The following is a 16,962-nucleotide window of genomic DNA, read 5'->3' on the forward strand; positions in this document are numbered from 1 at the left end:
CGGACACGACCATGGCCTTCCCAATACACGCCTCGCCAGGCGGCCACATTGCCCGCGATGCCGACCCGCTGCGCGCGCCACTGTTGCTGCTCAGCCTGGCGATCGCCATGGCCGCCAACGGCGAAACCGCTCAGAACGGGGCGGGCGCTGACGCGTACACCTTCGACACCAGCCTGTTCCGCGGCGCACCCTTGAGCCAGGCAGCACTGGAGCGTTTCAACCAGGCCGACGTGGTGATGCCGGGCACCTACAAGCTCGACGTACACATCAACGGCCGCTTCATCGAGCGTTCCGACATACGCTTCGCCGCCGACGACGAGGGTGTGGTGCAGCTCTGCCTGGACAGCCAATGGCTCGAACGGGCTGGCGTGCTCCCCGATAATATTGCGGCGGGCCCCGCCTGCCGTCCGGTGGGCCAGGCCGTAACAGGCGCCACCCGCCATCTGGACATGAGCCGCCTGCGCCTCGACCTCAGCGTGCCGCAGAGCTTGATGCAACGCCTCCCGCGCGGCTACGTGAACCCCGACGACCTGGACGCGGGCGACGCCATCGGCTTCGTCAATTACCTGAGCAATTACTACCATGTGTCTTACAGCGGCGATAACGTCCGCACGCAAGACTCGGCCTACCTCTCGCTCAACGGCGGGATCAACCTCGGCAAATGGCAGTACCGCCAGCAGTCGAATATGACCTGGAACCCGGACAACGGCAGCCATTGGTCCAATATCCGCAGCTACGTGCAGCGGCCACTGCCGGAGTGGGACAGCCAGCTCACCATGGGCCAGACCTACACCACCGGGCGCTTCTTTTCCGGGCTGAGCTACACAGGCTTGAACCTGTCGAGCGACGACCGCATGCTGCCGGACTCCATGCGCGGCTATGCCCCCACCGTGCGCGGTGTGGCCCGCACCAACGCGCGGGTCTCGATCTACCAGAACGGCCGCGAAATCTACCAGACCACCGTGGCGCCGGGCCCCTTCGAAGTCAGCGACCTCTACCCGACCAGCTACAACGGCGACCTCGAGGTCGCCGTGACCGAAGCAGACGGCTCGGTCAGCCGCTTCAGCGTGCCCTTCTCGGCAGTGCCCGACTCGTTGCGCCCGGGCATTTCGCGCTACGCCTTTTCCCTTGGCCGCACGCGCAACGTGGGCGATGACACGGTGTTCAGCGACTTCACCTACCAGCGAGGCCTGAGCAACAGCATCACCTCCAACAACGGCCTGCGTCTCGCCGATGGCTACCAGGCGCTGATGCTGGGTGGCGTTTACGGCAGCAGCCTGGGCGCTTTCGGCGTGGACCTGACCTATTCGCGCGCCGACCTGCCCGATGTCGGCTACCTCGACGGCTGGATGGCGCACCTGTCCTACAGCCGCACCTTCCAGCCCACCAACACCACGCTGTCACTGGCCGGTTACCGCTATTCCACCGCGGGTTACCGCGACCTCGGCGACGTGCTCGGCGTGCGGGACGCCGCCCGCCATGGCGACACCTGGCAATCGAGCAGTTACCAGCAAGCGTCGCGCTTCGAGGTCACCGTCAGCCAGAGCCTGGGCCGCTACGGCAACCTGTCCATCTCTGGCTCAACGCAGAACTACCGCGATGGCCGCGACCGCGATACCCAACTGCAGGCCGGCTACGGCAACGCCTTCGCCAATGGTCTCAGCGTGAACCTTTCGGTGGCCCGCCAACGGATGGGCGGTTACGACATGGGTGTACCCGGCGGCTACGAGCAGAACGATCCGTCCAATCCTGGCTTCGGCTACGCGGGCGGGCGCGTCTACGGCGAGACCGACACCACCACGACGCTCTCGGTTTCCATCCCCCTGGGCAGCCCGACGCGCACCCGCGCGCCCACGCTGAACACCTCATACACGCACAGCACCAGCAGCGGCAGCCAGTACCAGACCACCGTCACGGGCATGGCCGACGAGGCCCAGACCCTCAGCTACAGCATGGGCGTCAGCCACACCGAAGAACAGAGCCAGACAGTCTGGAACGGCAACGTGCAAAAGCGCCTGCCCAAGACCAGCCTGGGCCTCAGCGCCTCGCGTGGGGAAGACTACTGGCAAGCCTCAGGTAACGCACAAGGCGCCGTGGCGGTGCACGGCGGTGGCGTCACGTTCGGCCCCTACCTGGGCGACACCTTCGCCCTGGTCGAAGCCAAGGGCGCCAGCGGTGCAAAAGTACTCAACTCACAGGGCACCACCATCGACGGCAACGGCTATGCGCTGGTCCCGGCCGTGACGCCCTATCGCTACACCAACGTGTCGCTCGACCCACAGGGCATGAACGGCAATGCCGAACTGAAAGATGGCGAGCAGCGCGTCGCGCCGTATGCCGGAGCGGCGGTGAAAGTGGTGTTCCGCACCCGCAAGGGCACCGCGCTGTTGATCCGCGCGCAACGCCCCGACGGCCAGGCCGTCCCGCTGGGCTCGGAAGTCTACGACGAGGACGGCAGCATGGTCGGCATGGTCGGCCAGGGCAGCCAGGTCTACGTGCGCAGCGAGAATCCCAAGGGCCAGTTGGAGCTGCGCTGGGGCGACGCCCCCAGCGAGCGCTGCCTGCTGCCCTACGACACCGAAGGCAAAGACCTGGATCAGCCGCTGGTCAGGTTCGAGGCCACCTGCAACCCTGCCCCTGCGGCACCCAGGAGTACCCCATGAAACGACGCGCGCCCCTCGCCACCGGGCTGGCCCTGTTGCTCGTCACGCTGACGCTGCCGCTGCTGAGCCATGCTACCTGCACCAAAGAACGTGCGCTAAGCTCAGACGCCTATGCCGCCATGATCCCGTTCGGCCGGATAAACATGACCGATACCTACCTGCAGCCGGTCGGCACGCTGCTGGCCAGCACGGTCGTCCCGCCGACCAGCTACACCCACGCATCCGCCAGCACGGTGCTCTGGGAATGTGACAAGGAGGACTACGACGCGGACCAGGTTTATTTTCTGGTCGCCACCAACGGCGATGAGCGTTTCGGCGGGTATTTTGACATAGGCGGACCCGACGGCCTGGAAGGGGTCTACGCCACCCGGTTCCAGTACGTCGGGATCAAGCAGAGCATGGCCGGGACCACCCTCAGCCGCACATGGACGAAAATCCCACTGACCACTTACGCTGAGGCCGGCGATAAGATCCAGATCCGCCTGCAGGACATTCCACCGCTCGTAGCCGAACTGTACAAAACCAGCACAAAGGAGCCCACAGGCAGCGGCCCGAGAAACACCAAATGCGGCACCGCCGGCTACGCGGCGACCGCGGCCGGCCGGACCTATGGCTGCACCGACCCCAACAGCTACATCCAACTGAGGGGCCCAGGCCTGCGCCACGACGAGGCTGGCCAGGATAGCAACGATGACTATAGGTTCTGGCCTAGCGACGCCATCGGCTACCGCATGTACAACGGCAGCTCCCTAAGCAATAACGCCACCTGCGTGGCCCGCAGCGCCACCCCGCTGGTGATGTTCCCGACCATTGCCGCGCAGCAGTTGAACAACGGTGTTACCAGCCAGGCCCACTTCAACGTCCAGATCGAATGCAGCAACACCGTTGCCTCCGGCACCGCCAGCAACCAGACGGCCATTGGCATCCAGGTGTCCAACGGTGCCTACAGCGCGGCCCAGCGCCTGGGCCTGGTCAACAGCGCGGGCGGTGTGACCGCGCTGGTCTCGGACAACTACGGCAACGACCCGACCCTGGCCCAGGGCGTCGGCATCACGTTGCAGAACGCCGGCACCGACAGCGACGTCGTCTTCGTCGGCCAGCCCGGTATGACCGGCAGCCGGCCCAGCGGGAACCCCAGCGGCCCGGACGCGGGCTGGTACCCGGTACTCGCAGGGGCCACCGCGCAGGGTACGACGCAAGCGGACTATACCCACTACACGCAGTCCTACACGGCTACCCTGAGGCGATTGACGGGGCTCGCCGCGAGCGACACCCCGGTTACCGCCGGCAAGGTACACGCCACCGCCTACGTACTGGTAAAAGTGCAATGAGCCTGAGGCGACTGTTCATTCTGCTGGCGCTGCTGGTCTGCACAACCCTGTCGCACGCCGGGCTGCTGGCCGGCTCGACACGGGTGATCTACAACGCGGGCGAGCGCGAACGGTCGCTGATGCTGGCCAATACCAATGACTATCCGGTGGTGGTCCAGACCTGGATCGATCAGGGCGAGGGCAACCCCGATAACGCCCAGGCGCCGTTCATCGTGCTGCCGGCGGTGTTCCGCCTGCAACCCAACGGCATCCAGGGGCTGCGCATCCTGTTCGGCGGCGATGCCCTGCCCGACGACCGCGAATCGGTCTACTGGCTGAACCTCTACGAAATCCCACCGACCGCCAGCGAAACCCGCGCGCCCGCGCAGATCGACATGGCGATGAATACCCAACTGAAGATTTTCTACCGCCCTGCCGGGTTGACGCCCGAACCGGCCGAGGCGCCTCCACGCCTCGAGTTCTCGCTGCGCCAGGAAGGCGAGCAATGGTTTCTGCAATGCCGCAACCCAACGCCATTCCACGCCTCGTTCGCCGGTTTGACGGTCGAGGGTGACGGGCGTGTACTGGAGGCGGAGCAGGAGATGGACATGATGACCAGCCCCTTCGCTGAACGCCGCTACCGGCTCGGAGCCGAGCCACCGCCCGCTGGCGCCCGGTTACGCTTCTGGCTGATCAACGACGCTGGCTTCCCGGTCGAGCATGAAGCGGCACTGGCCCGCTGAGGCCTCACTGGAACAGGTTGGCCTTCACGCAGAAGGTCAACAGCGCGTGGTCGTTGTCCACCTCCAGCTTGCGCATGGCCGCCATCTTCTGTGCGCTGACGGTCTTGATGCTGCGCTTGAGCACGTCGGAAATGTCCCTGACGCTGTGCCCGGAGACGAACAGCCGCAGCACTTCGGACTCTTTCGGAGAAAGGCGAGCAACGCGACCGTCCAGGTCGGCACCGCCGTCGTCTTCGAAGACGTCAACATCATTCAGCTCGGCGGCTGCACGGTAGACCCGCCCTTGCAGGACCTCGTCGATTGCCCGCAGCAACTCATCGAGGTCGCCGCTCTTGAGCACGATGCCGGCCACGCCCAGGTCGTACAGGCTGGAAAGGATCAGGCTGTTGTTGACCATGGTGAAGATCAACACACGCGTACGCGGAAAGTGGCGCAGCAGGTAGCCCACCAGTTTGAGCCCATCGCCGAAGCGGGCATCGCCCGGCATGTTGTAGTCGATGATGGCGATGTGCGGATCGGTCTCCAGGCACAGCGCCACCAACTCGCTGGAATTGGAGGCTTCCCCGGCTACCACGAACCGTTCATTGCGCTCGAGCATGTCCCGCACGCCCATGCGTACGATCGGATGATCGTCGGCTACCACTATCTTGGTTTTGCGCATAACGCTCTCTTGGTCCTGAACTGCTTCGCTGAACCGCCCACCTCTCAGGGGGGCCCTCCGTCAGCCTGTATCTTCCAATCGCTGCAACGCCTGGCCGATCCCGTCGAGCACTTGCGTCACCTCCTCGGCGGCGCAATCCAGACGGCCATCGAGCAGGCCCTCCTCTACCTCGCGGCAACCCGTTACCAACGCCCCGCCGCGCACCACCGCCAGGGCGCCCGCCATGCGGTGCACGCCCTGGCGCAGCCCTTCCGTGTCGTTTTCAAAGGCGGCCTGTCGCGCCGTTCCCAGGTCCTTGCTCATGCTTTCGAGAAAGAGTGTGCGCATGCGCTCGGGAACCTGCAACGGGGACACCGTAGGGCCTGTCGCGACGGCCGGCGCCGCCTCCGGCTCCTTCGGCGGCACCTTGGCGGCCAGGCCGACCAGCATGTCGTGCAGGGTTTGCAGGCTGATCGGCTTGACCAGCCATGCGTTCATGCCCACTGCCCGACAGCGTTCGCCTTCCTCACGCATGGCATTGGCGGTGACGCCGATGATCGGAATGTCCTCGCCGCGTTCACGCAGCGCCCGGGTCAGTTCGTAGCCGTTCATATTGGGCATATTGACATCACTGAGCAGCACGTCAAAGCGGCTCGCGTCGAATTGTTGCAAGGCTTGCAGCCCATCTCCGGCGACGCTCGAACTGCAACCCAGTTCCGCCAGTTGCTCGCACAGCAGCGCCTGGTTGACCGGGTTGTCTTCGACCACCAGCACGCGAAGCCCCAGGCGCCCCGGATGCACGCTGGTTTCCACAGGCATCGGCGCCTCGCCGTTCTGGGCCAACGCCAGCGCGTGAGCGATGCTGGACAGGCTGTACAGGCTCACGTACCAGCAACCGTTACGCAGCTCCGGTTGGTTGGTGGCCTCCGGTACGGCGCGCACACGGGGGCCCGGCCAGTCGCTCGGCGGCGTCTCCACCGGCAACAGCTCCAGTAACGCCATGCCCTCCGTGCAGTCTCGCGGCGGCTCGCCGTCCAGCACGTTGCACCCCCAGCCTTCCAGCCACGCACCGACACTGTCGGCCAACTCGCGTACCGGCGACTGCACGTAAACCTGCCCAGATCGCACACGAGGCGCCAGGATCGCCGGCCCTTGCGCGCCCACCTCCGGCAGCTCCAGAAACAGGCTGAAGCTGCTGCCAAGCCCGACTTCACTGACCACCCGCAGGCTGCCCCCCATCATTTCGGCCAGCCGCCAACTGATCGACAGGCCCAGCCCGGTGCCGCTGGTGTGATGGGTGCCGGCCACCTGGAAGAACGCTTCGAACAGGCGGCCCTGCTGGTCTTCAGGAATGCCTATCCCGGTGTCGGCAATCTGCCATTGCAGGCTGGTGCGGCCATTCTCGCGGCCCAGCACTTTCAGGCGCAGCACGACACGGCCGATGTCGGTGAACTTCAGCGCGTTGCTTATCAGGTTGTTGAGAATCTGGCGAATCCGCGCCACGTCGCCCAGCAGTTGCGCCGGGACCCGCGCGTCGATGCAGCCGTAGAACTGGAGTCGCTTGGCAGCCGCACTCGCGGCGTAATTGCTCAGCACTTCTTCGGCCAGCTCTGCCGGGCTGAATCCGGCGGGATTCAACGGCATCTGCCCGGCCTCGATCTTGGACACGTCGAGGATGTCGCTGATCAGTTGCAGCAAGGTCGCCGAGGAGCATTGAATGGTGTGCAGGTAGGCACGTTGCTGGTCCTTCAGGTCCGTCAGGCCAAGCAGCTCCAGTGTGCCGAGCACGCCGTACAGCGGCGTGCGGATTTCGTGGCTCATGTTCGCCAAAAACTGCGTCTTGGCCTCGCTGGCGGCATCCGCCGTGCGCTTGGCGCGGTCGAGCACGACCTCAGCCTCACGGTGCACGCTGATATCGTTGAACACGCACAATACGGCGTCCTCGCCCGCATAGCGGGTCGCCGCGAACGCCACTTGCAGGTAACGCTCGCCAACCAGGATGCACAGCTCGCCGCAGGGCGGGTCCTGGGACTCGAACAGCTGCCAACCCGCGGTGAGCTGGAGGATGTCTTGCGCGCCCCCCAGCCATTGCTCGGCCAGTTGGTTGTGGGTGACCAGTTGCCGCCCCTTGTGACCGAGGACCACCAGCGCCACCGGCGCGGCCTGGATCACGGTACGGCTGAAGGTTTCGCTTTCCATCAATCGCCGGTGCGCCTTGCGGACCGGGCCGACCACGCGCCGGCTATACCACCGCAGCGCAAGCCAGCCAGCCAGGACGGCGCCCGGCAACGACAGCAGCAAGCCGAGCAGTGGCCACTGGGCCTGACGGAAGAAATTGCCGTAACCAATCCGGTAGACGCCAACCCAGCCGCCGCCATCCTGGCTGCTCAGGCGAATCACCAGGCCCTGGCCGTCGAAGCTCAGCCCATTGTCCAGCCCCGTTCGCGGTGGCGGGCCACTGAGCAGCTCGCCTTCGGGCGACTGCAGGCTGAGCGAGGTGAAAATCGGCCGCTCCAGCAAGTATTCCAGATTGTTCAGACGGCTCAGGTCGAGCAGGCTGACGGCAACCACCGAATGCCCGGGATCGTCGCGCCACCACAGCGGCTCCGGCAGCTCGACACTGACGTAACCGAGCAGCTCACGCAGCGGGCCGGCGTCCTGATCGGCGCGCAGCCAGCGCACGCGCACGTCGTCGAGGGTCGGCAACAGCTCAGGCAAGCGCGCGGAAACACGTGCCACCTGCTCCCGGTAGGCGTCGCTCAGGCCGGCCCCGACGGGCGACAGGTCGATCGCGGGCACCGCCAGGCTGGTGTCCCCGCCCCGGTCAAGCACCAGCAACTGCGGCGACGGGACGGCCGATGTGCTCCAGAACGCGCCGTAGAAGTTGGTCAGCAGCACACCCAGGGAAAACGCCTCATGGGAGCTTCCGTCGGTCGGCGCATGGCTGGACGTCGCCAGGGTGAACGGCATGGCAAAGGAAAACTCGCGTCCCTCATAAAGTTCCATGCCGTTGCGCCGAACCAGTAGCCGTCGCTGCAAAGGCACGACATCGCTGTCTTTCGTGCGAGCGGCTTCGTCGCTCTCCTGCGCGATCTGGGTCAGGAATATTTCGTGTTCGCCAATGGCGCCGATCAGGCGGGTGAAATGGAAGGTGACCTTGTTCTTTTCTTCCTGGAGCACTCGGTCCAGCGCCCAGTAACAGATGCCCAGCAGCGATACCGCCAGCACCAGCATGCAGAGAAAGCCGATGCTCAGGCGCTGAGAGGTAGTAGCCCATTTACGCAGCAAGGCATTGTGATATTCCATGATGCAATCGAGCCCGCCGTGACCGCTTGTCTTCAACGATTAATACGCGTTGAATGCTAGCTGCCCAGCGGCGATTACGATAGGAAAACCTCGATCTAGCGGGCTACGCCGGGCCCGTCTTCACGCAACTGCTGGAGAAACGCCTGTGGCGTCACCGCTTCGGAGATCAGAAAGCCCTGCGCCCGATCACACCCCATTCGACGCAGCAGGCTCAGCTCTTCCGAGGTTTCGACGCCCTCCGCAACCACGTCCACGTGCAATTGACGCCCCATGTCGATGCTGCTGGCGACAGCGGCGGAAAGGTTGGCGTCCTCAACACAGCCATGCACCAGGCTGCGGTCGATTTTCAACTCGGTGAAGGGGGTCGACACCAGATTGAACAGCGAGCTGTAGCCTTGCCCGTAGTCATCCTGGGCCAACCCGAAGCCCTTCATGCGCAAACGGCAAGCGCCCGCGTAATAGCTGCTGAGATTCTTCGTGGTGCTGTTTTCGGTCAGCTCGAAGCACAAGGCGCAAGCCCGGGCGCCGTGGTCGGCGACGAATTTGGCAAGGCGGTCGGGCAGATCGGGGCTGTCCAGCAGTTGCGTCGGCAGGTTCACCGATACCGGTACTTCGTAGCCCCCTTCGCGCCATGACGCCTGGGCTTCGATGGTCTGCTCGAGCATGTGCCAAAGGAGGCGCTCCTGCAGGCCATGGTCTTCGAGGTCATCCATGAAACGTCCTGGAAGCAGAACGTCATGGGCGGGTGTCAGCCAGCGCAACAGCGCCTCGGCACCCACGATGCGACCGCTTGCGAGCGACTTCTTGGCCTGGAACCAGGCCTGCATCTGCCCCGTTTCAATGGCCTCGTGAAGCACGGCGCGGTCATAGCGATGCGGGTCGGCACCTGGCGTGACGACCTGGCGAAAGCTGTTGTCCAGGCGCGTCAGCAAGCGCCCGATCGATGCGGGCAAGACCGGCTTGGGCAATAGATCGATCATCGACATACCCAGACTCTGGGCCACCATGCCGGCACTGACCATCATCCGCCGGGAGGCCGAACTCATCAGCGCCAACCGCGGGCGGCGCTTCTGTCGCGACAGTTGCTGGATCATCTGCACGCCATCCATGCCGGGCATCATCAGGTCGCTGAGCACCAGATCGAATTCTTCCTGTTGAAGGCAGCGCAGCGCTGCGGCACCGTCGCTGGCACCCGCCAGATGCTCGACGCCTCGCTCGCGAAACAGGTTCATCAGGTATTCGCGCTGGAACGGCTGGTCATCGACTACCAGCACTCGGTAGGACTGCATCGTCATGTCCCCTCTATGGCGTCGGCCAGGCAGCGCTGCAACGATTCCAGGTCCACGGGCTTGAGCAGGCATTCATTCATGCCCGCCGTCAGGCAGCGTCCACGTTCCTCGCGCATGGCTTTGGCCGTGGCGCCGATGATCGGTTGCTGGCAGCCGCGGCGGCGTAGTTCGGTGGCCAGCTGGTAACCGTTCATGCGTGGCATGTTGATGTCGCTCAGCACGACGTCGAAACTCTCCGGTCGCCAGCGTTGCAGCGCTTCCTGGCCATCGGAAACCAGCTCGACCACGCAACCGAGCGCTTCGAGCTGGTCCTTGAGAATCAGTTGGTTGATGGCGTTGTCCTCGGCCACCAGTACCCGCAGGCCGAAGTCGCGCAGCGGCGGGGCCAGGCCATCCTGCTCGCAGGCGCTGTAGACGCAGCCCTGCGCGCGCGCCAATGCTCGACGCAGCCCGCCCAGGCCATGCAGGCCGACCAGCCAATCGCAACCTTGCAGGCGCGGCTCGGCGTAACCGTCCGGCGACATGATCACACGGCAACCGGGCCAGTCAGGCGGCGCCACGCAAGGGACATCCGGCAGTTGCAGTTCGACCAGCAGGGTATGTTCGTCGGCCTCGGCGAGCACGCTGGGGGTAGCCAGTCGGGCACGACCGCCCCAGCGGTTGATCCAGCCACAGAGGTTCTCCCCCAGCTCATGCACCGGCGACAGCACCTGCACCGTGCAACCCGCCAGTTCCTGAGGCTCGATCGGCGATGGGACGGATTCGAGGGGCAACCGCAGGCTGAAACTGCTACCCAGGCCGACCTCGCTGACCAGCGTCAGGCTGCCGCTCATCAGTTGCGTCAGGCGTTGGCAGATGGACAGCCCGAGCCCGGTGCCGCCGACCTGATGGGTGGAGCGATGCACCTGGTAGAACGGCTCGAACAGGTGAACCTGATCCTGCGCATCGATGCCCGGGCCCGTGTCGCTCACCTGCCAGGCCAGCATTCGACGCTCGCCGTCCGCCAAGCCGGCGCGCAACCGCACCACGATGCGCCCGTTGTCGGTGAACTTCACTGCGTTGCTCAGCAGGTTGTTGAGTATCTGGCGGATACAGGCGGCGTCGCCGCGCATGCGGGCCGGCAGGTCCGGGTCGAGGTAGGCGTAGATTTGCACGCCCTTGGCCTCGGCCGCGGCGGCGAAGGACTGCACCGCGTCCTCGGTAAGCTCCACCGGGGAAAACTCGACCAGTTCCAGGTCGAGCTGCCCGGCCTCGATCTTCGATACATCGAGCACGTCGCTGATCAATTGCAGCAGCGTCGAGGACGATCGGTGGATGGCCTGCAGGTAGCCGGTCTGCTGCAAGTCGAGGTCGGTGCGCCCAAGCAGTTCGAGGGTACCCAGCACGCCGTACAGCGGCGTGCGAATCTCATGGCTCATCGTGGCCAGGAACAGCGTCTTCGCCTCATTGGCGGTGTCGGCCAGCTGCTTGGCGCGCGCCAGCTCGGCCTCGGTCTGTTTGCGCGCGCTGATGTCGCTGAATGCGCAGAGCAGCACGTCTTCGCCCTTGTAACGGGTCGCCGTGTAGCACAGGTAAAGGTGGCGTCCGTCGCCGGCTTGCAGTTCCGTGCTGGCGGCGCCACCGGTTTCCCCGAACGCCTGGGCGATCCAGGCGGGGCCATCGCTCGCGAACACCTCACTGCCGCCGAGCCACTGCTGCGCCTGCTGGTTTTCGAGCACCACCGAGGCGTCGGCGCGACGCAGCACGCAGAGTGCCACCGGAGCGGTCTGGATCACCGCGCGGGAAAACGCCTCGCTTTCCTTCAGGGTCTCCAGGCGCTGTTGCGCGGGAACGATCAGGCGCTGGTCGATGCGCCGGTTCAGGCGTTGCAACAGCACATCGGCCACCAGCACCAGGAGCGCAGCGAGCAACAGCGGCAGCCACAGCGCCGACAGCATCTGACCGACGCCAATGGCATAGACGAGCGTCCAGTTCGAAGCCCCCAGATGCTTTCGCAGCACCACCTGGGGCGAGCTGAAGCCCGTGAAATCGAAGCTGTCGCCAGCGCGCCAGGCCCGCAAGGCCTCCATCGGCGCCTTGTCGAAATTGCTGGCGAAGGCTACCCGATGCCGGCTGTCGAGCAGCAGGTAATCGCCAGCGCCCGCTACGCGCAACACCGCGTCAAGGTCTGCGCCACGAATTTCAAGGCCCAGCCAGCCGTTGTTCATGCCTCCGCCCAGGCGCTCGAGCAGCAACAATCGGCGCTCGGCTTCGCCTGCATCGGACAGCCAGAGCACCCGCGGGGCCGTTTCCAACGGAGGCTTCTGGCTCAGTGCCTCGAGCACCGTCGGCGACAACGGTGCGCTGGGCGGGCCGCTTTGAATCAGACGCGTGACAACCGGGTACATGCCTGCTTCGACATGAAACAGGCCGAGGCGTTTGCTGCGCAGTTCATCGAGATCGCGCGCCGAGAGCAGCAGTCCCAGTTCGTCATCGCCCATCGGCAGCACCACCATGGCCAACCCGCGCTCCGCGGCCTGGGTGTCGTCGGCCAGCGCCGTGCTATCGGCGATGGGCAGCACCCGACGCGCCAGATGCTCGAGTAGCGATTCGCGCTGGCTGAGGTAGAGCTGCGCCTCGTACACGGCCGCGTTCATGGTGCGGCGACTGAGCGATACCTCGTGGTTGAAGGTCATGCTCAGGGCGAAGGCCAGGGTGCACAGCAGGCACAGCATCAGCGCGCCGCTCAGCAGGCGGAGCAACTTGCGCAGCGCGCGGGGGGTCGAGAAGTCAGCGTCGAGAGGCCGGAGGAACTGTTTGAGTTTCATGCCACTAGCTTGGCTGCCAGTGGGCGTCGCTTCTATCAGACAATTCTTATTGTGAAGCAACTCGCAGTTCAGGCTTGCCACAGCCTCCGTTTGATGCTCTCCGAGCGCCCCCACCCGATCCGGCTGGCTTGCTGTGCCCAGCCGCTCGAGCCCCCACAGTCACACCCGATGCGGCGCGCTTCGCTCCAGCACGGCGCCGATGTCCAGCCCACGCGGCAATGTCCCGAAGGCCCGTCCGCACCGCTCGAGACGACTGGCGATGAAGGCGTCCGAGACAGCGCTGTGTCCCGCTTCGAGCAACAGCTTGGCCTGTAGCGCGACGGCGATGTCTTCGGTCAATTGGCGGGCGCGGTACTGGATATCCCCGGTGTCGCTGAATGCCGCCTGCAAGCGGCCGATATGGGCCTTCAGACGGGCATCGCCATGCCCGTCGCCGAGTTCGGCGAACAACACCTCGATCACTCCCGGCTCTTTCGACAAGGCGCGCAGCACGTCGAGGCATTGCACGTTGCCGGAGCCTTCCCAGATCGAGTTCACCGGCGCCTCGCGGTACAGGCGCGGCATGATCGTTTCCTCTACGTACCCGGCTCCGCCCAGACACTCACTCGCCTCGGCAATCATTTCCGGGGCGCGCTTGCAGATCCAGTATTTGCCGATGGCGGTGACCAGCCGGGCGAATTTCACTTCGTGCTCGTCGGTGGGCTTGTCCCGTGCGCGGCCCATGCGCATGGTCAGCGCCAGCGCCGCCTCGCTCTCCAGCGCCAGATCGGCCAGCACGTTGCGCATCAGAGGCTGTTCGGCCAGCACCCGCCCGCTCACCTGCCGGTGGGCGCAATGATGCATGGCCTGGGTCAGCGCCTGGCGCATCAGCGAGCTGGAGCCGATCATGCAGTCGAAGCGGGTGGATGAGACCATTTCGATGATGGTCGGTACGCCGCGCCCTTCCTCGCCGATCATCCAGGCCAAAGCGCCGCGGTATTCGACTTCGCTGGAGGCATTTGACCAGTTGCCCAGCTTGTTTTTCAGCCGCTGGATATAGAACGGGTTGCGGCTACCGTCCGGCCGATGTCGCGGCAGCAGGAAGCAGGACAAGCCCTTGTCGGTCTGCGCCAACGTCAGAAAGGCGTCGCACATGGGCGCCGAGCAGAACCATTTATGCCCGACCAGCTCGTACGCTTGCCCCGGACCGGGCGCGGCCACCGCATAGGCGCGCGTGGTGTTGGCACGCACGTCGGTGCCCCCCTGTTTTTCGGTCATCGCCATGCCAATGGTCACACCCTGCTTGTGCTCCATGGACAGGTTTCGCGGGTCGTACTCCAGGCTGAGAATCTTCGGCAGCCAGTGATCGCTGACGCCGGGCTGCAGCCGCAAGGCGGGAACGCTGGCGTAGGTCATGGTCAGCGGGCAACTGGTGCCGGACTCGGCCTGGTTATGCAGATACATCAGTGCGGCGCGGGCGACCTGGGCGCCCGGGCGCGGGTCGGTCCAGGGCAGCGACGGGATGCCGTGGGCAATCGCGGTTCGCATCAGCTCGTGATAGGCCGGATGAAATTCCACCAGATCGATACGGTTCCCGTAGCGATCGTGGCTCTTGAACACCGGCTTGTTTTCGTTGGCGAGAAAGCCCGCCGCCATCAACGGCCCACCGGCCAGCTCGCCATAGGTGTCCAGCCGAGACTCGGCCCAGCCACCGTCGTAGCGTCGAACCCATTCCTGCAACGGCAGGTCGAGGCGATACAGGTTCGCGCCATCGATTGGCGGAACCTGGTTCAGCACCTCATGGGTTTCGGCGTATTGATGCAGGTTCATGGCGGGGCTCCTCGGCAGGCGAAAGCGATCTCGACCCGGCTGGCGTCCCCTGCGGCAAATGAACCATCGCTCGCCGCCAGGGCATCGCCGGGCCGATGCGAACCGCCGCTCGCGACGACCCGCGAGAAGAAGTGAAGCACGCATGATTGGCATGAAAAAGTGGGGTTTCGGCCAAATCCTGCACGGCGCGGCGGCGCCTTGACCGGCACACGCGGCGGTCCGCTCAGGTGATCGCGCGCACGCCAGGCCCGTTCAGGGCAGTTGAAGCGGCACGCGCACCTTGAAATGGCTGCCACGGCCGGGTTCGGAGTGATACGAGATATCGCCGCCCTGCAACTGGATCAGCTGTCGGCACAGCGACAGGCCGATTCCCAGCCCGCCGTACTGCCGGGTCATGCTGCCGTCCAGCTGACGAAAATGCTGGTACAGCGAATCGTCCGCAGGCGCTTCGAAGCCAATGCCGTCATCGATCACGTCCGCTTGCAGCACGAAGCGGGACTGATCCTCCCGATGCCCGCTCAGCGCCAGTGTCACGCGGCCCTGCGAGGTGAATTTGATGGCGTTGTCCAGCAGATAGCCGAGGCTCTGCTTCAGCTTCGCCGCATCACCCTTGAGCGTATCGGGCACGTCATTGGCGATTTCCAGCTCGAAGCCCAGCCCGCGCGCAGCCGCGTTCGCGCCGTGAATCCTGTAGAGCTCATCGACCACGGCGCGCAGGGCGAAGGGCTTGCTGTGCACCTGCAGCTTGCCGGCATGCAGTTCGGTCAGGGCGAGAATGTCGTTGACCAGTCGCATCATCTCGCGCGCCGACCCGTTCGCGATACGCTGGTACTGCTCCAGCTCGCCGCTCAGCTCCAGTGTCTGCATGAGTTCCAGGCTACCCAGGACGCCATGCATCGGCGTACGCAACTCATGGGTGACGTTGGCCAGGAACTGATCCTTGAGCCGGTTGCTCTCGGCGAGTTCGCGATTCATTTTTTCCAGCTTGCGGCCGGTTTCCTGCAGCATCATGGCGCGTTCTTCGCGCATCGCATTGATGCGATCAGCCAGCGCCAGCGACAACAGCGCGACCTCGACCGCCGAGCCGATCTGCCCGGCATACATGGTGAAGAAGTTGTGCGGCAGATAGCCGAGCACCATCAGCGTATTGACCTGCGCGCCGACCAGGAAGGTCGTCCAGGCGATCATGAAGTAGCGAGCCACCCGCATTCCGCGATACCAGGCGACGCTGCCGGCGACGAAGACCAACAGGATGAACACCAGCGCCAGGAATGTCGCCAAGCGCAGCGCCAGCGCGTAGCTGGAGGTGAACGACAGCACCATGGTCACTGCGCCGAGGGCCATCAACAGGATCAGGGCGCGGTCGATCCAGGGGCTGTGCTCGTAGGTATGCAGGAAGCTGCGCGCGAACTGACAGCCGAAAAGCCCTGCCGCACCGATCAGGAACGGCGTCGAGGTGTTGGCCCACCAGGGTGACTCGGGCCAGAAATACTGCACCCCCAGCCCGTTTACCGAGACCTGGTACAGACCGAACGAACCGATGTAGAGGATGTAGTAGAAATAGCTGCGATCGCGCACGCTGAGGTAGATGAACAGGTTGTAGACCAGCATCACCAGCAGCACGCCGTAGATCACCGCCAGTATATATATGTGGGCCGACTGCTCTTGCAGATAGGCCACCGGCGACCACAACGTCAGCGGAGCCTGGATCGAGCCCTGGCTTTCCAGCCTCAGATAGATGCGCTGTGGCTGGTCGGGCGTGAGTTGCAGTTCGAACAGGTGGTTGCGTTGCTTGATCTGCCGCTGGCTGAACGGTAGCGCGTCGCCACTGCGTTGAGCCAGGTAGTAGCCACCCTGCGCATCCGGCAGATAGAGCTCCAGCAGGTCCAGTGGCGGATACGCCAGTTCGAGCCACCAGCGGCTGCGCTGGCCCGGCTGGTCGGCACGGTAGAGCAGATCGATGCGCAGCCAGAAGGCCGAGCGCGAATAGCCGGCGTTGAGCACGTCATCGTCGTGATCGACGAAGCGTCCGGCCGCATCGAGCGCGAGGACGTCCTCGATCGTCGCGTCCCGGTCCGGGTCCTCCAGCACCGCCATGGCATGCCCGAGCGGCAGACGCTGAGTGTCCTGGTCGAATTCGACTGCATCGGCCAGTGTCGGAAGCAGCAAGCCGAGTATGAAGACGAGAAAGTAGTGCATGGCGATGTCGGACCTGCCGGGCCACGTCAGAAGATCCAGCTCCCTGAACAATCGCGGCCCGCAAATTGATGGCACTTTAGCATGCCTCGACGAACCCATACGGCAGGTTCTGCTCGGTGGCATGTTGGTTGCGCCGAGCGACAGCCCGCGCAAGCCGCCCAGAGCGATTGGTGATAAGCTCGCTCGCCAGAAAATC

At 64.8% G+C, this 16,962-nt stretch carries 9 protein-coding genes; 3 read left to right on the forward strand and 6 right to left on the reverse strand.

Features of this window, described 5'->3' with window-relative positions; all coding sequences use genetic code 11:
• Positions 1-11: 11 nt before the first annotated feature.
• Genes GQA94_RS00475 through GQA94_RS00485 form a run of 3 tightly spaced genes read left to right on the forward strand, consistent with a single transcriptional unit; the run spans position 12 to position 4,716 of the window.
• Positions 12-2,663, forward strand: coding sequence for a fimbria/pilus outer membrane usher protein (locus tag GQA94_RS00475; protein ID WP_158186210.1), 2,652 nt, complete (start codon positions 12-14; stop codon positions 2,661-2,663).
• A complete protein-coding gene (locus tag GQA94_RS00480) occupies positions 2,660-3,994 on the forward strand; it encodes a fimbrial protein (RefSeq protein WP_158186211.1) in 1,335 nt (444 codons plus the stop codon). The genes GQA94_RS00475 and GQA94_RS00480 overlap by 4 nt, the downstream gene beginning before the upstream one ends.
• On the forward strand, positions 3,991-4,716 hold the full coding sequence (locus GQA94_RS00485) for a fimbrial biogenesis chaperone (RefSeq protein ID WP_158186212.1): 726 nt from the start codon (positions 3,991-3,993) through the stop codon (positions 4,714-4,716). The genes GQA94_RS00480 and GQA94_RS00485 overlap by 4 nt, the downstream gene beginning before the upstream one ends.
• A gap of 4 nt (positions 4,717-4,720) precedes the next feature.
• Here GQA94_RS00485 and GQA94_RS00490 read toward each other — a convergent pair whose 3' ends face one another.
• The 6 genes from GQA94_RS00490 to GQA94_RS00515 all read right to left on the reverse strand — a co-directional run bounded on the left by GQA94_RS00490 (position 4,721) and on the right by GQA94_RS00515 (position 16,766).
• Positions 4,721-5,377, reverse strand: coding sequence for a response regulator (locus GQA94_RS00490; protein WP_158186213.1), 657 nt, complete (start codon positions 5,375-5,377; stop codon positions 4,721-4,723).
• Between the two features lie 60 nt (positions 5,378-5,437).
• On the reverse strand, positions 5,438-8,662 hold the full coding sequence (locus GQA94_RS00495; protein WP_158186214.1) for a hybrid sensor histidine kinase/response regulator: 3,225 nt from the start codon (positions 8,660-8,662) through the stop codon (positions 5,438-5,440).
• A 95-nt stretch (positions 8,663-8,757) separates the two neighbouring features.
• Positions 8,758-9,957, reverse strand: a complete 1,200-nt coding sequence (locus GQA94_RS00500) for an EAL domain-containing response regulator (protein WP_158186215.1) — start codon at positions 9,955-9,957, stop codon at positions 8,758-8,760.
• Positions 9,954-12,758, reverse strand: a complete 2,805-nt coding sequence (locus tag GQA94_RS00505; protein WP_158186216.1) for an ATP-binding protein — start codon at positions 12,756-12,758, stop codon at positions 9,954-9,956. The genes GQA94_RS00500 and GQA94_RS00505 overlap by 4 nt, the downstream gene beginning before the upstream one ends.
• A 159-nt stretch (positions 12,759-12,917) precedes the next feature.
• Positions 12,918-14,567, reverse strand: a complete 1,650-nt coding sequence (locus GQA94_RS00510; protein WP_158186217.1) for an acyl-CoA dehydrogenase family protein — start codon at positions 14,565-14,567, stop codon at positions 12,918-12,920.
• A gap of 252 nt (positions 14,568-14,819) precedes the next feature.
• Positions 14,820-16,766 carry a sensor histidine kinase gene (locus tag GQA94_RS00515; RefSeq protein WP_158186218.1) on the reverse strand — a complete coding sequence of 649 codons (1,947 nt, stop codon included), beginning with the start codon at positions 16,764-16,766 and terminating at the stop codon, positions 14,820-14,822.
• Between the last annotated feature and the right edge of the window lie 196 nt (positions 16,767-16,962).

It is taken from the genome of Stutzerimonas stutzeri, assembly GCF_009789555.1.
GTDB classification, from domain to species: domain Bacteria; phylum Pseudomonadota; class Gammaproteobacteria; order Pseudomonadales; family Pseudomonadaceae; genus Stutzerimonas; species Stutzerimonas stutzeri_R.

What these genes read in the sequence shown, in the direction of transcription:
- GQA94_RS00485 (WP_158186212.1), top strand. Translation starts at nt 3,991, where the DNA reads ATGAGCCTGAGGCGACTGTTCATTCTGCTGGCGCTGCTGGTCTGCACA.
- GQA94_RS00490 (WP_158186213.1), bottom strand. Translation starts at nt 5,377, where the DNA reads ATGCGCAAAACCAAGATAGTGGTAGCCGACGATCATCCGATCGTACGC.
- GQA94_RS00500 (WP_158186215.1), bottom strand. Translation starts at nt 9,957, where the DNA reads ATGACGATGCAGTCCTACCGAGTGCTGGTAGTCGATGACCAGCCGTTC.
- GQA94_RS00515 (WP_158186218.1), bottom strand. Translation starts at nt 16,766, where the DNA reads ATGCACTACTTTCTCGTCTTCATACTCGGCTTGCTGCTTCCGACACTG.
- GQA94_RS00510 (WP_158186217.1), bottom strand. Translation starts at nt 14,567, where the DNA reads ATGAACCTGCATCAATACGCCGAAACCCATGAGGTGCTGAACCAGGTT.
- GQA94_RS00480 (WP_158186211.1), top strand. Translation starts at nt 2,660, where the DNA reads ATGAAACGACGCGCGCCCCTCGCCACCGGGCTGGCCCTGTTGCTCGTC.
- GQA94_RS00495 (WP_158186214.1), bottom strand. Translation starts at nt 8,662, where the DNA reads ATGGAATATCACAATGCCTTGCTGCGTAAATGGGCTACTACCTCTCAG.
- GQA94_RS00505 (WP_158186216.1), bottom strand. Translation starts at nt 12,758, where the DNA reads ATGAAACTCAAACAGTTCCTCCGGCCTCTCGACGCTGACTTCTCGACC.
- GQA94_RS00475 (WP_158186210.1), top strand. Translation starts at nt 12, where the DNA reads ATGGCCTTCCCAATACACGCCTCGCCAGGCGGCCACATTGCCCGCGAT.